The 14,743-nt window shown below is 50.7% G+C and carries 13 protein-coding genes; 10 read left to right on the top strand and 3 right to left on the bottom strand.

Features of this window, described 5'->3' with window-relative positions; translation table 11 throughout:
• The first annotated feature begins 55 nt into the window (after nucleotides 1-55).
• From parA to J1785_RS11660, 8 genes are all read left to right on the top strand, one after another.
• On the top strand, nucleotides 56-682 hold the full coding sequence (parA, locus tag J1785_RS11695) for a ParA family partition ATPase (protein ID WP_217219462.1): 627 nt from the start codon (nucleotides 56-58) through the stop codon (nucleotides 680-682).
• Nucleotides 679-888, top strand: a complete 210-nt coding sequence (locus tag J1785_RS11690) for a plasmid partition protein ParG (RefSeq protein ID WP_014341719.1) — start codon at nucleotides 679-681, stop codon at nucleotides 886-888. Before parA ends, J1785_RS11690 begins: the two co-directional genes overlap by 4 nt.
• Before the next feature lie 1,373 nt (nucleotides 889-2,261).
• Nucleotides 2,262-3,248 carry a replication initiation protein gene (locus J1785_RS11685; RefSeq protein WP_217138784.1) on the top strand — a complete coding sequence of 329 codons (987 nt, stop codon included), beginning with the start codon at nucleotides 2,262-2,264 and terminating at the stop codon, nucleotides 3,246-3,248.
• Between the two features lie 390 nt (nucleotides 3,249-3,638).
• On the top strand, nucleotides 3,639-5,258 hold the full coding sequence (locus tag J1785_RS11680) for an ABC transporter substrate-binding protein (protein ID WP_238483191.1): 1,620 nt from the start codon (nucleotides 3,639-3,641) through the stop codon (nucleotides 5,256-5,258).
• A 51-nt stretch (nucleotides 5,259-5,309) separates the two neighbouring features.
• Nucleotides 5,310-6,269, top strand: a complete 960-nt coding sequence (locus J1785_RS11675) for an ABC transporter permease (RefSeq protein WP_129953378.1) — start codon at nucleotides 5,310-5,312, stop codon at nucleotides 6,267-6,269.
• On the top strand, nucleotides 6,269-7,216 hold the full coding sequence (gene opp4C / locus J1785_RS11670) for an oligopeptide ABC transporter permease (protein WP_165383736.1): 948 nt from the start codon (nucleotides 6,269-6,271) through the stop codon (nucleotides 7,214-7,216). The genes J1785_RS11675 and opp4C overlap by 1 nt, the downstream gene beginning before the upstream one ends.
• Nucleotides 7,213-8,217 (top strand): ABC transporter ATP-binding protein, encoded by a 1,005-nt coding sequence (locus tag J1785_RS11665; RefSeq protein WP_217219460.1) that lies wholly within the window; start codon nucleotides 7,213-7,215, stop codon nucleotides 8,215-8,217. Before opp4C ends, J1785_RS11665 begins: the two co-directional genes overlap by 4 nt.
• Nucleotides 8,214-9,179 carry an ABC transporter ATP-binding protein gene (locus J1785_RS11660; protein WP_129953381.1) on the top strand — a complete coding sequence of 322 codons (966 nt, stop codon included), beginning with the start codon at nucleotides 8,214-8,216 and terminating at the stop codon, nucleotides 9,177-9,179. Before J1785_RS11665 ends, J1785_RS11660 begins: the two co-directional genes overlap by 4 nt.
• 16 nt (nucleotides 9,180-9,195) lie before the next feature.
• On the opposite strand, the gene J1785_RS11655 is transcribed toward J1785_RS11660, so the two are convergent.
• Nucleotides 9,196-10,119: a LysR family transcriptional regulator gene (locus J1785_RS11655; protein WP_129953382.1), complete on the bottom strand. Its 924-nt coding sequence runs from the start codon at nucleotides 10,117-10,119 to the stop codon at nucleotides 9,196-9,198.
• A gap of 158 nt (nucleotides 10,120-10,277) precedes the next feature.
• Here J1785_RS11655 and J1785_RS11650 point away from each other — a divergent pair, with 158 nt between their 5' ends.
• On the top strand, nucleotides 10,278-11,150 hold the full coding sequence (locus J1785_RS11650; protein WP_129953383.1) for a fumarylacetoacetate hydrolase family protein: 873 nt from the start codon (nucleotides 10,278-10,280) through the stop codon (nucleotides 11,148-11,150).
• A 6-nt stretch (nucleotides 11,151-11,156) separates the two neighbouring features.
• On the opposite strand, the gene J1785_RS11645 is transcribed toward J1785_RS11650, so the two are convergent.
• Entirely contained in the window at nucleotides 11,157-12,557 is a 1,401-nt protein-coding gene (locus J1785_RS11645) for a PTS transporter subunit EIIC (protein ID WP_129991098.1), read from the bottom strand.
• 320 nt (nucleotides 12,558-12,877) lie between these two features.
• Between J1785_RS11645 and J1785_RS11640 the strand changes: the two genes are divergently transcribed.
• Nucleotides 12,878-14,077 (top strand): enolase C-terminal domain-like protein, encoded by a 1,200-nt coding sequence (locus tag J1785_RS11640; RefSeq protein ID WP_217219459.1) that lies wholly within the window; start codon nucleotides 12,878-12,880, stop codon nucleotides 14,075-14,077.
• A 5-nt stretch (nucleotides 14,078-14,082) separates the two neighbouring features.
• On the opposite strand, the gene J1785_RS11635 is transcribed toward J1785_RS11640, so the two are convergent.
• Nucleotides 14,083-14,743 (bottom strand): GntR family transcriptional regulator (locus J1785_RS11635; protein ID WP_217219458.1); only part of this gene is annotated, 661 nt, incomplete at its 5' end.

Below are 14,743 nucleotides of genomic sequence, written 5' to 3'. Positions count from 1 at the left end.
ATCTTAGGGTTTCAGAATCTTATAATCTTCATTGAACGCTTCATCAGAGGTTGTCATGGCAGCGAAAATTATTTCTTTCCTGAACGGGAAGGGCGGAGTAGGGAAAACCACAACGTCTATAAACATAGCGACCTGTCTTGCCCGACAAGGACATAAAGTCGTAATGGTAGATACCGACCCGCAGGGAAGTATCAGTAACTGGTATGACGAAAGCAAATGCCAGTTCGACCTTGCAGAGGCGGCTTCAGAAAAAGAAGTCTATACCGTTCGCAAACAATTAAAAGAATACGATTACGTGGTAATAGATGGCGCTGCTGCTATATCAGCAATTTCTTCCGCTGCTGTGATGGTGAGTGATCTGGTGTTGATTCCTGTGACACCGTCACCTTTAGATTTTGCTGCCTGTGGCGCTATTCTGGCCGTCGTGGAAGCTCGCGAAAATTTGCAGCCGGTGATTGCCCGTTTTCTAATCACCAAAAAAGTCGCTTCAGCTAAAATGCTTGAAGTGCTGAAAGAATCCATTGCCGATACCGGTGTTCCCGCATTGCGTACTGGTACGACGCAGCGCCAGGTTTACATCCGCACAATGATGGATGGCGGTACTGTTTTCGATACGACAGACGGAAACGCGAAAGGGGAAATTGAAATTATGACTAAAGAAATCATGGAGTTGCTGAAATGAAAATGAAACTTGGCCAGCACAGACAACTGACGACAGCACTGGAAGCAGTCTCTAAACCACCTGCATCAGTAAAAAAATTGCAGACCAACATCGATGAAGAGCTGCATCGTCGTTTTAAAACCAGCTGCTTCCTGCAAGATCGCGAAATGAAAGACGTCCTGACCGAGTTGATCGAGGCCTGGCTTATCACCAACGAACGCACGTAATGCACTGAACACTGGCTGGACCGGGTCTTTCAGGGCCCGTTTCCGAAGACCACATGCTTACATTCCTGACTCTGTCTGCTTTCAGTGCGAACTTATCCCTTCGTCAACTCTCTTCTTCTGTGTGATCAGATCTTAAGATCAAATAATGTTTTGTTTATTTTCTAAGTTTAGATCTTTCTCTTTAGAGAGGTATTTTATTTTTTATTATCAGCAGCTTATGAAGGGTATTGTGGAGATATTTCCTGCGTCAGGTGGAGATCCTTCCTGTTGGATGTGGATCCTTTTCATGGCGAATGTAGACGTTTTTTCTGTGGATAATTTCTTTATGGATCAAACCATTACCTATGTGGAGTAATTTTCTGTGGATATCTCATTTACAGGTCATTCAGTAATCGCCCTAAGCTTAGCATCTCTCTAACAGGCTGTCACAACAGGCATTTTTAATAAGTGGAAGAATTTCCTGATCCATCGATAACACCAATACGTGGAACAATTTCCTGTTACAGCGTCACGTTATGTCACATAGTCAGTTAACGGATCCCTGCCATCCACAGGTAGAGCAGTTTGACCTTCTTTGGGCCGCTGATAGAGGTATATGTGGAAACTTTTCCTGATCCTGAAACAGCCTATGTGGAAACATTATCTGTTCCCTGAAAGTCATCTTTCCACAATCCTGCCTAAATAATAACTATAAATCAGTTGGTTGCAATTTATGTGACGCTGTCACAACTTTATATGTGGAATGTTTTCCTGTTCTAAAACGATGATGTTCATGAAGCCTGCCGTGTGAATACACATATGGAGCGAATTAAGGTGGAGATATTTCCTGATCCTGTTGGTGCCGTTATGTGGAAAGATTTTCTGTGCATACGGCTGTACCGATTATGTGGAGTAATTTCCTGTCAATACGGCCAATGTGTTCTTAATGTGGAAACATTTTCTGATCCCATGCTTCGCAATACGTGGAGAGTTTTCCTGTGGGTCGTCTCTGAGCGATAAACCACGGCCCGGAACGAAGTGAGAAGGGGATCACAAAGCTGATTCTGGTATTTTAGTTTGCGGTAGCGCCTCATATGTGGAGTGATTTTCTGATCCAGAAGAGATTCTGGTTGTGAATGGCTGATAGTTTTTTGCGAAGATCCTCTTCTGCATATGTGGAATAATTTCCTGTAAAAGTCCAGACGATCCAAGGTGTTAAAAAAAGGATCCCTGGTGCTGCCGAAAATCATATGTGGAGGTTTTTCCTGATCCGACTTTTTCGATCCTTTTCTAACATGCTGATTATAAAAGGATAAATAACCCTTGTTTTTGCTTTACGCCGGCATTTTTTATGTGGAATAATTTAGCTACTTTCCACTTATGGATCCTGCTACATGGAACTGAATAAACTCACCGTAGTTCAGGGGAATGATCTTCTTGAAGGCGCTTACAGCGTCACTCTGGATGAAATGCGCCTGCTAAACCTGGCACTGGCACAAATTGATAGCAGGAAACCTCAGCCAGATACGCTTTATCGACTTTTCCCTCAGGATTATCAGCGGATCTACGGGGTAAACCCGACAAGCAGCCACCGCCAGTTGCGCGAAGCAGCTGAAAGCCTGATGAAAAAGCCGGTCACCATTTACAAGCCGGATGTTAAAACCGGCAAGGTCCGTACTGTGCAACTCTCCTGGTTTTCACGTCTCGAATATGTGAGTAGCGACGATCACAGCGCGGTGGTTCTGCGTTTCGGGCAGGATGTCGCCCCGTATCTTTATGAACTTAAAGAATCTTTTACCAAATTGAATTTTGCCAACATTGCAAAACTTGATACGCCTTTTTCCGTACGACTCTATGGCTGGCTCATCAAAGCTAAGAACCTTTACGGGCGCCGCAGCGGCAAAGCCATAGAAGTAACGTTGGATCTCAACTGGATGCGTGAGAAGGCCGGTTTGGCGGGCAAATACGAGGATTATCGTGACTTCCGCCAGAAACTTCTTGAGCCGACGATCAACCGGATTAATGCCAATACCGATATTTCAGTGGTCTGGGAGCCGGTAAAGCAGGGGAGAACTGTCGTCTCCATCAAGTTTGCCTATGTGGATGAATCCGCGCCAGAAGCCAGCAAACCGCTGCGCCCGCGCTTACCGCGCCGTCCGCGTGCTGTTGCCGGATCGGCGCTGGAAGGCGAATGGGCACGCCGTTGCATCGCGATCTTCGAAGAGTATCGTGAAAAGCTAAGCGCTTACGATGCGGATGAAAAGGCCACATTGCCGGATCTGCGCAAGCTGTCAGGCTGGTATAAGCTGATCGGTGAGAAGAATAAACAAAAAGAGATCCTTGCGGAAGTCAGTTCCCGCAGCAAAAAAACCGCTGCCTGAGCGCTATGATCCGAAAATAAAAGTAAACGGCGTATCTTGTGAAAGATACGCCGTTTTTCTTAGGGTAAAGACCCAACTGTTAACGTCTATACGCCTCTGAATAAGCGTTAATAGGTTAGTAAGTACTTACTGGGTTGTATCAGAAAATCTTTCCACATTAGCCGTTTTGGCGGCTTTTCCAGCGTACTGTTTAAAAGCTATAAGCCATATTTTTTCGTTGTTAGACAAGGCCTAATGGCATCCTTACTCTTTGTCATGTTTTGTAAATCGTTTGCACACTTTTGATGAGGATGTCTTTTGGCTACGTTATTACGCTCTGCATTCGCGCCAGTCGCACAACGCGCGCGCCGTACTGCTTCTTTCAAAATTGCATTACTGGCCAGTGCCGTGATGCTGTCTTCTTTTGCATTCGCTGATGATGTTTTAAGAGAAGGCATTACACCGGCCACTGATGCCAGCCAGATCCCTGCTGCTGCGAAACTGCGCACTGATACTGTGATTGCCGGGATCTCCGAACCACAGGGGATCTTTAACCCATACTTCTTCGTCAACGGCTGGGATGAAAACGTCACTAACGTGATTTTCGCGCGCCTGATTGACTGGGACAGCCAGGGAAAACTGGTTCCCGGTCTGGCCCAAAGCTGGACAGTCAGCCCTGACGGCAAAACCTATACCATCACATTACGCCCTGACCTGAAGTTCAGCGACGGCTCACCCCTGACCGCCGAAGACGTCGCATTTACGCTGACAGTGCTCTATGACCCAAAATATGACGGGGATACCGATATTACGCTGGCGCATATTGCAGGTGGTGATGAATACAAGCAAGGCAAAGCAGAAAGCATCAGCGGTCTGAAGGTGATTGACCCGCTGACATTGCAGGTCACCACCACACAACCGGGAGCCACAACGCTGCAAAAAATCGGCGGACCTGTACTGTCGAAAGCTTATTACGGTAAAGGTTACCAACGCGGAAATCTCGATTACCTGCGCACGCTTCATGGTAAACCGCTGGGGAATGGCCCTTATGTATACGATAAGTACATCCCGGGGCAGGAGATCCGTTTTCACGCCAATGCAAACTACTACCGCGGTGTCCCTCCGACACCGCGCTTCATTTATCGGGTGACCAATCCGTCGACTAACTTCCAGTTATTCCAGACGGGCGATACAGATTACGATGCCTTCACTTCCCGCCCGGATGACATTGAGCAGTTGAAAATGCTCGGCTTTGCCAACATTAACCTGTACGGATCCAGTGATTACAGCAAAATTGAATTTAACGTTCATCGTCCGGCGTTGCAGGATGTGAAAGTGCGCCAGGCGCTGATCTACGGGCTGGATCGCCAGAAGCTGATTGACGTGGTGTACCAGGGGTACGGCTCCGTGGCGATTGAGCCGATCGCGCCTATTTCCTGGGCGTACAACACTGACGGCGTGAATCCGTACAAATTTGATCCGGCGCAGGCCAATAAATTGCTGGATGAAGCCGGGTGGAAAGTGGGCGGTGACGGTATTCGTGTGAAAGACGGTAAACGTCTCGAACTGACGCTGCTGGTCAGCAAAAAAGTGCTCAACGATGCACTGATCCCGATTGCAAAAGAAGATTATCAGAAAATCGGCGTACTGCTGAAACCACAGGTTGTGGACTTCAACGCCCTGATGTCACAACGTAAAGCGGGCAATTACGATCTGGCCTCCTTCAGCACCAGCACGCTTAACGATCCGCACGATGGCGTGTGGGATTATTACAGCACCGAAGCTACTGAATCCGGCTACAACAATCCTGAAGTCGATAAGCTGATCAACGAAGGGAACGCTACGCTGGACATCGAAAAGCGTAAGCCGATTTACCATGAGCTGTATAAAGTGCTGGCTAACGATCCGCCGGTGATCCTGCTCGGTAACCGCAAAATCCTTTCGGCCAGCAGTGCCCGAGTGACCGGTTTTAAACCGGATATCTATAACGGCCTGACCGGCAGCCTGCCGGACGTCAAAATTGTAAAATAATCAGAAATAACGCAGCTGCCGGACGCTTCCGGCAGCTTCAATGAGAAAGTCATGAGAAATTTCATTCTGCGTCGTTTGCTTCAAACCATTCCGATGTTGTTCCTCGCTTCGCTGCTCATCTTTATGCTGTTTGCCAAAACGCCGGGCGACTTTATCGATGGCAATATTACGCTGACCGCACAACGCGCTGCTGAACTGAAAGCTTTATACGGCCTGGATCAACCGCTGCTCAGCCGTTATCTGCACTGGCTGGGTAATCTGTTGCGGGGGGATCTGGGTTTCTCGCTGCAATATCAGATCCCGGTCAGCCAGTTGCTGAATCAGTACATCTGGAATTCCTTCCTGCTCGCGACTATTGCGATGGTGCTGTACTGGGGGATCGCGCTGGCGGTTGGCATTGTCTCCGCGATGAAGCCTTATTCCCTGTTTGATCACGCAGTCAGTGTGGTCATCTTCGCCGCAATGTCCTTCCCGACGTTTTTCCTTTGTTTGCTGTTGATTAAATGGTTTGCCGTTGATTTGCACTGGCTGCCCGTGGGGGGCATGACCAACACCGGCAGTGACGCCACAGGATGGGCATGGGTGATGCAGGTCGCCGCACATCTGGTATTGCCGGTGGTGGCGCTGGTGATGCTACAGGCAGGCAGCCTGACACGTTATTTCCGCGCCAGTATGCTCGACGTCGTGCGTATGGATTTCATTCGTACCGCGCGTGCCAAAGGCTTACGTGAACGTACAGTTATCCTGAAACATGCGTTGCGAAATGCACTGCTGCCCATTATCACGCTGCTGGGTTTTGAGTTGCCTGGGCTGTTTTCCGGGGCGCTGATCACCGAAAAGGTCTTCAACTGGCCAGGTGCCGGGCATATACATATTGATTCGCTGGCAGCGCGTGATTACCCGGTTCTGATGGGATTCACGTTGTTCCTGGCGGTATTGACCATTCTTGGCAATCTGATTGCCGACGTGCTGTATGCGTGGGCTGACCCGCGTATTCGTGTGAGGTCATAATGTTTGGCTCTTTATTTTCGACTAACCGCCGTCTGCGCGAAGCACAAATTCCGGCGCTTGCTCAGGTGACACCGTCACCCTGGCGGCAGGCGTGGCGGGCGCTACGTCAGAACAGACTGGCGATGTTTTGCTTAGTCTTGCTGCTGGTAATGGCCGTCTGGTGCATAGCAGGTCCTTACTTTTCTCCCTGGCGCGATGATGCCACCGATGCGCTGATGATCAACAAAGCGCCAAATGCGGAACATTGGCTGGGCACCGATTTTCTCGGGCGCGATGTGTATACGCGGCTGCTGCTGGCGGGACGTATCTCGCTAATTATCGGCATGCTGACCATGTTGTTATCTGTGACGTTCGGATATCTCATGGGCGCGGTGTCCGGCTATCTGGGCGGCGTAACCGATAAAATCATCATGCGTTTTGCCGATCTGGTGATGACTATTCCGAGCCTGCCGCTGCTGATCGTTATGGGTGCGATGCTTTCGGAACTGGATTTTTCGCCGGATTCCCGTGTGTATATGGTGATCGTAATGCTCAGCTTGCTGGAATGGCCGAAGCTGGCGCGTCTGGTCCGCGGGCAAATCCTCTCCCTGCGTGAGCGTGATTTTATGCTGGCGACGCAGGTGCTCGGCTTGTCTTCGCGTCGTCGGCTGTTTGGCCATTTACTGCCCAATACCGTGCCAATTCTGGTGGTGATGGCAACAATGGCTGTGGCGAATGCCATTCTCAGCGAATCCGCGCTCAGTTATCTCGGGCTCGGGGTTGTGCCACCGACACCGTCATGGGGGAATATGATGGATGCGGCGAACAGTCTCATCGATTTCCAGCGTCGCCCGTGGTTGTGGATGCCGCCCGGCGTGGCGATCTTTATTACGGTGATTGCAATTAACGTACTGGGCGATGGCCTGCGTGATGCGCTTGATCCCAAACTGAAACGGAGCAAAAAATGACGCAACCGTTGATCCGTTTTAATCAGCTTTCTCTGTCGTTCTCCAGTGATCAGGGCCGTGTGCGTGCCGTACAAGATGTCACCTTTGACGTTCAGGCCGGTCAAACCGTGGGTATTGTCGGTGAATCTGGCTGCGGGAAAAGTGTCACGGCGATGTCGCTGATGGGGTTGTTACCGCCACAGGCTGCGCGTATTGATAGCGGTGAAATCCTGTTTCAGGGAACGGATTTACTCAGGCTGCGGTCCTCTCAGATGGCGGACTTGCGCGGCAACCAGCTGGCGATGATCTTTCAGGAGCCGATGACCGCGCTGAACCCGGTGCTGACTCTGGGGGAACAGCTGGTCGAGCCGCTGATCCGCCATCTCGGTGAATCACCGAAACTGGCGTGGTCACATGCGACGAATATGATCACCGAAGTCGGTCTGGCGCGGGCGGAAAGCCTGATGAGCAGTTATCCGCACCAACTTTCGGGCGGCATGTTGCAGCGCATCATGATTGCGATGGCGCTGAGTTGTAAGCCGCAGTTACTGATTGCTGACGAACCCACCACCGCGCTGGATGTCACCGTACAGGCGCAAATCCTGCGTTTGCTGCGTGAACAGGCTCAGCAGAATCACATGGCGCTGATGCTGATCACCCACGATTTAGGTGTGATCGCACAAATGGCCGATCACGTTGTGGTGATGTACGCCGGTAAAATTGTGGAGCAGGGCGCGACAGCTGAAGTGCTGCGCAATCCGCTGCACCCTTATACACAGGGGCTGATTGCCTCCAGACCCACGCCGGGCGAACGCCGCCGCCGCTTGTATTCTATTCCCGGCCAGGTGCCGGATCTGGCCGCACTGCCCCCTTACTGTGCATTCACCGAACGCTGCGCCCGCGCAACTGACAGATGTCGCCAGGGCATTCCTGCGCTGGAAGGCCGGCACCGGCAGGTGGCGTGTTTTTACGGCGGACTGAGCACCGTAAGTGACATCGAAAACAGGGAATTACAGCCATGAATGCTGAATATCTGATTGAAGTGGATGGCCTGAAAAAGTATTTCCCGATCCGTGACGGCGTATTCGGGCAGGAAACCGGCCAGTTGCGCGCCGTGGATGGCGTCAGTTTTAACATTCGTAAAGGCACGATTTTCGGGCTGGTGGGTGAATCCGGCAGCGGCAAAACCACCGTGGGCCGTACGCTGCTTGGGTTGTATGACAAAACCGCGGGCAGCGTGAAGTTCCGTGGTGAAGACCTGCACGGCCTGAAGCCCAAACAACTGAAAGCACTGCGCCCGAAAATCCAGCTGGTTTTTCAGGATCCGTACAGTTCGCTTAACCCGCGGATCCGCATTGGTGATGCCATCGGTGAAGCGATGCTGGAACATAAACGGTGTTCACGGGCGCAACTGCATGAAAAGGTGCTGGATGTGATGAAGATCTGCGGTCTGTCACCGCTGCATTACAACCGCTTCCCGCATGAGTTCTCCGGTGGACAGCGCCAGCGTATCGGCATTGCCCGCGCGCTTATCCTGCAACCGGACTTTATTATCGCCGATGAACCCATTTCCGCGCTGGACGTGTCGATTCAGGCGCAAATCATCAATCTGTTCGCTGATTTACGTGACGATCATGGCGTGACGTTTCTGTTTATCTCCCACGATCTGGGGGTGGTGGAGCACCTTTGTGATGACGTGGCGGTGATGTATCTCGGCCAGTTAGTGGAAACGGCCAGCCGCGATGCGTTGTTCCAGCAGCCCCTGCATCCCTATACACAGGCGCTGCTGGCAGCAGTGCCGACGCTTGACCCGGACAGTGAGCCGGTGGCGATGGTCAGTGGGGAAATTCCGGATCCGTCAAAACCGCCTGCCGGCTGTCGTTTCCATACCCGCTGCCCGCGTGCAACCGACCACTGTCGTAAAGAAATCCCGTTACTGCGTGAAATAGAAAGAGGCCATCGCGTGGCCTGCCATCTGGTGTAAAAAAGCTTGCCGGATTTCAGTCTTCTAAAATCCGGCGGGCTTCCGTCTGCATTTTTTGCCCGACACTTTTGGTGACGTCGATCACTTTCTGTGTGGCCGGTGAGAGAAATGCGCCTTCCAGCCAGGTGATCCCGACGCGACGCTCCATCACTAACTGATCGTTATCAATACGGATCAGTCGCGAAAGAAATTCTTCTTCCACCAAAATATTCTCCGACAAAAAACTCAGTAATCCGCTTTTCGCAATCAGCCCCGGCACCGAGGCCAGCGAGCTGATTTCCACTTTCACATCCGGTGGCGGACAGTGGTTTTCATAGAACATTTTATCCAGCCACTGGCGCATCGACACGGTTTTCGCTGGCAAAATCCACCCGTAACGGCTGAGTTCGCGCAGGCTGGCGGGTTTACCGGCCAACGGATGATCACGGGACGCGGCGACGATCACCCGGTCGGCAGTCACGGGCAACTGCACCACCGGACTGTCGTAATTGACCAGCGGGCCGATGATGACATCAATCGCATGACGTTCCAGCAGGGTAAAAAGCACGTCATTCATGCCTATCTGGATTTCCAGTTTCATATTCGGTACCTGAGATTGCAGCATTTTGCAGATCTCAGGTAACAGGAATTGCGTGGCTGAACCGGACACGCCCACGCGAACGATCCCGCCCGCGCCGCTGCTCAGTTCATTCATGATTTCGCCAATCTCGAGATACGAACTTTGCAGCGCGATACCACGTTGATAAAGAATGCGTCCTGCTTCGGTCAGTTCAAGCCCGCGACCTGCCCGTTTGAACAGTTTGATGTTCAGTTCGCGCTCAAGACGGGTGATCGATTTTGAAAGAGCAGGCTGAGTTATATTTAAATTTTGTGACGCAAGTCTCAAATTCATCATCTGCGCAGCAGTGACGAAATAATCTAAGTCTCTGTTATTTAACATTGATTCCTGAAATTCATCGATTAGGTAATAAAATATAGTAGAAGGCATGAAACGCAGGGTCAATAATCTCGCGATCTTCACAGTGGCGCGGACGTCATCACGAAGACAACACCAGCAAATCCACCTGTTTTAAGTAAAATAAGACTCTAAGTGCATCTATGAAAATTGTTAATTTCATCATCAGTAAAGACCACACCAAAAGCTTCGGCATCTTCCAGGCAGAGGGGATTGTCGATGTCGGTGCCCGCTCGGGATGCCGGGACATTAACGAATTCATGGCACATTATCAGCTGGAAGACTTGCAACGTTACGTGCAGTTGCCTGCGGATCTTGATCTAAACGCCATCAGTTTCCTGCCGGTTATCGACAGGCCAGGAAAAATTTTTGGTGTGGGCATGAACTACGCAGAAAAACGCAAAGAATTCAATGAAACCAGCGACGCGCCAACATTGTTTGTCCGCTTTGCGGATTCGCAGGTCGGTCATAATGGTGTGATCATCAAACCGGCTTCTTCCGAGCAGTTTGATTATGAAGGTGAGCTGGCGATTATTATCGGACGTACCGGTCGCAATATTTCCGCTGATGATGCGCTGGACTATATTGCCGGTTACAGTTGCTATATGGATGGTTCGGTGCGTGACTGGCAGCATAAGTGGTATACGGCAGGTAAAAACTGGCCGTCGACAGGCGCGTTTGGCCCGTGGATGGTGACGCCGGATGAAGTGGGTGATCCGCAAAATCTGAGCATCAAAACCTGGCTGAATGACCGGCTGGTGCAGGATGACACCACCGCCAATATGGTGCATACCATCCCACAAATTATCGCGTATATCAGTACCTTTACCCGGCTCTCTCCCGGCGATGTGATCATGACCGGTTCCCCGGGTGGCGTTGGAAAAACCCGCGTGCCGCCGTTGTTCCTGCATGAGAATGATAAGATTGAAGTTGAAATTGAAAATATCGGCCGGCTGACCAATCTTATCCAGAATGCACCGCTGTCTGAGATGACAAATTCAAAAACAGCGGCCTGATAAACCTCAGCGTGTTTGATTAACCAAAGGCACCGTTTGTCCGGTGCTTTTGTGTTTGACGACCATCAGATAAGTCAGCGTAAATGACAGCCCCAGCGAAAGCGCTACGCCCATCAGGATGTAAATAAAATACGGACCGATGTAAGCGGGCAGACTGAAAATGCTCGACAGAATATAGCCGTACAGCCGCACGCCGAAGAAAGCGATAAAGGCCGACGCCACGGAGCTGCTGATGGTGGTAGCGATAAATGCTTTTTTGTAGCGCGTCAGCACGCCAAACAATGCCGGTTCGGTGATCCCCAGTAAGCCGGAAATCGCGGCTGACAGCACGACGGATTTTTGTTCGCGGGTTTTGACGTGGAAATAAATGGCAAACGTCGATCCTGCAATTGCCATGTTGGCCATGAACATCATTGGCATCAGCATATCCCAGCCCTGATCGGTGAAGTTCTGCAAGGCAACCGGCGTCATCGCATGGTGCATGCCAGTGAGGATCGCCACAGGACGGATCGCGCCGACAATAAAGCCTGCAAACACCGCTGATACTCCGAACAACCCCTGAATGCCAAATGCCAGCAATTTACCGAGATAAATCCCCGCCGGGCCAATCAATGTCAGCGACACCAGCGCAGCAATAAATAGTGTGAGCGTCGGGGTAAAGACGGTTTTCAACACGTCCGGCATGATTTTATCCACCCAGCGATGGATATAACTCAGCGCCAGCACGGAGAAAATCACCGGAATGACACTGGCCGAATAATTGAAAATGGACACCGGCAGTATATCCATAAAATACAGCGCAGTTGGTGCACCGGCTGTATGACTGGCGAGCGATTTCGCAGCATCTGTCAGCGTCGGGTACATCAGGCAGGCGGCCACGGCAGCAGCCAGATATTCATTGGTTTTAAAGATCTTCGCCGCAGAAACGGCGAGGAAAAACGGCAGGAAGTAAAACACGCCGCTGGCGATCAAATCGATAATCATCACCGTTTCGCTTTTGGCTGAAATCACTTTTAAAGCAATCAGTCCGGCCAGCAAACCCTTAATCATCCCTGCGCCCGCAATGGCCGGAACGATCGGGCCGAAGACGCCGGAGACGGTATCCATGAACATCGACACCAGGCTTTTCCGCCCTTTTGTGGAAACATTTCCTGTTGTTTTTTCGGCGTTGCCGGTCACAGGATCCAGTTGTGACACGATGGCGTCGTACCAGACATTCACTTTCGGCCCAATGATGATCTGCACCTGATCACTCTGGCTTTGTGCGCCGAGCACGCCGGGCAGATTTTTAATCTCATCCCAGGCCACTTTATTTTCGTCGTGTAAATCAAAGCGCAAACGGGTCATGCAATGCCAGACTTTATTGATATTTCCCGCTCCGCCTACCAGCTTAATAACCGAATGCATTATTTCTGTATTCACCCTGAACCCCGCGACGAAAAATTCATTATTCATTGTCAGATGGAAGGGGAGTGTAATGACGGCCTTTTTATAAAACAAACCAATAAAACAGGATCTTCATCACAAAACTTCACGCAGATGGGGCTTGTTCGCACATAATGAATGAATTGGTCCGTTTTCTATCGATATTCAGGTGTGCTTTTAAACCAAAATAAAAGCCTGAATTTAAGGTTTACAAGCAGGATAAAAATACGTTGAAATAACGGTAATACAAATATCACCGCCGATTTTTAATTAAAAATAACGGCTTTTATGAAGGATTAATCATGCAGCCTGTGCTGATGACGAATATCGAATGTCAGATAACGCGCCCCGATCGTCATAATTTAGTGGTGGTCCGTATTGAAACGGATCGTGGCGTTTTCGGCCTTGGCTGCGCGACATTCCAGCAGCGCCCGCTGGCGGTCAAACTGATGGTGGATGAGTATCTCAAACCGTTGCTGATAGGGCGTGATGCGAATCATATCGAAGATTTATGGCAGATGATGATGGTGAACGCGTACTGGCGTAACGGGCCGGTGATCAATAACGCTATTGCGGGTATTGATATGGCACTGTGGGATATCAAAGGTAAGCTGGCAAATATGCCGCTCTACCACTTGTTTGGCGGCAAGTCTAAAGATGCCGTAACGGCGTACAGCCATGCGACCGGTGAAACGCTGGAAGAATTATACGGCGAAGTGGATCGTTTACTGGCTGAAGGCTATCGTCACATCCGCTGTCAGTTGGGTTTTTACGGTGGCAATGCGCGTGAACTTCACAGTACCCGCGAACCGACAGCAGGCGCTTATTACGATCAGGATCAGTACATTGATAACACACTGACGATGTTTAAAGCGTTGCGTGAAAAATACGGCAATCAGTTCCATATCTTGCATGACGTTCACGAAAGGCTGTTCCCGCAACAGGCAGTGCAGTTCGCCAAAGCGGTGGAACAATACCGGCCTTACTTTATCGAAGATATTCTGCCTCCGGATCAGAACGAATGGCTGGCGCAGATCCGCAGCCAGACAGCTGTGCCGCTGGCGACCGGCGAGTTATTCAATAATCCGGCGGAATGGAAGGATCTGATCATTCACCGCCGGATCGACTTTATCCGCTGCCACGTTTCTCAAATCGGGGGGATCACACCGGCGCTGAAACTGGCGCATTTCTGCCAGAGCTTTGGCGTGCGGCTGGCGTGGCATTGTCCGCCGGATATGACACCGGTTGGCGCAGCGGTGAATACGCACCTCAATATTCATCTGCATAATGCGGCGATCCAGGAGTTTGTTGCCTATCCCGCCAACACACAACAGGTGTTTCCGGGCGCACAGGCACCGGTGAAGGGGTATTTCTATCCGGGAGAAGGCGCGGGGATCGGCGTGGGCTTTAACCCGCAGGCGGCGGCAGAGTTTCCGGTGGTATATCGTCCGCATGAATGGACGCAAAGCCGCCTGCCGGACGGCGTGATCCACACGCCCTGACACGCTTACTTCTGGCGGAAAGCCAAATTGTCCTGATTAAACGGGATAACGTAGGTGCAGGAATAATCGATGTCGATAATGTCGCTGAATGCGTAAACCTTGCCGCCCTGCAAAATGCCTCTGTTGGTAATATGCATGGCGGCCATGCCTTTTTTACATCCCAGAATATATGCCTGTTCTTTACTCACCGTCACCGCCTGATAGCGGGTGAGGGAATGTGAAATCACATAGCCTTTGCTAAGAACATATTGCTGAATGGAATGCTCAATAGTCTTCTGATTCAGATCGCCAAATTCTCTGGCGGGCATGCGGGAATATTCAATCTGTACGTTGCGCTGACTGACGCGCCGCAAGCGGGTGAACGCCCAGATAAAATCATCGGTATTCAGATCGAATACCTGTTGTTCTTCTTTATCCGGACGCCGCTTATGCAGGTCCAGCATTTTAAAGCTGATTTCGGTGAATTTCTTTTCAGTGATCGAGTTGTATACCAGCGGATTACTGCTCACGCCGGGGTTAATGTAAATTCCTGAGCCCTGCACAATGTGTACCGCCCCGATACTTACCAGTTTTTCTAATGCCTTACGCACCGTAAAGCGCGACACCCCATATTCTTCCGCCAGCTGGCGCTCGGGCGGTAACTTGTCCGGTAACGAACCACTGTTC

It is taken from the genome of Rahnella perminowiae (assembly GCF_019049755.1).
GTDB classification, from domain to species: Bacteria; Pseudomonadota; Gammaproteobacteria; order Enterobacterales; family Enterobacteriaceae; genus Rahnella; species Rahnella perminowiae.
This window is presented reverse-complemented; position numbering and strand designations above follow the sequence as displayed.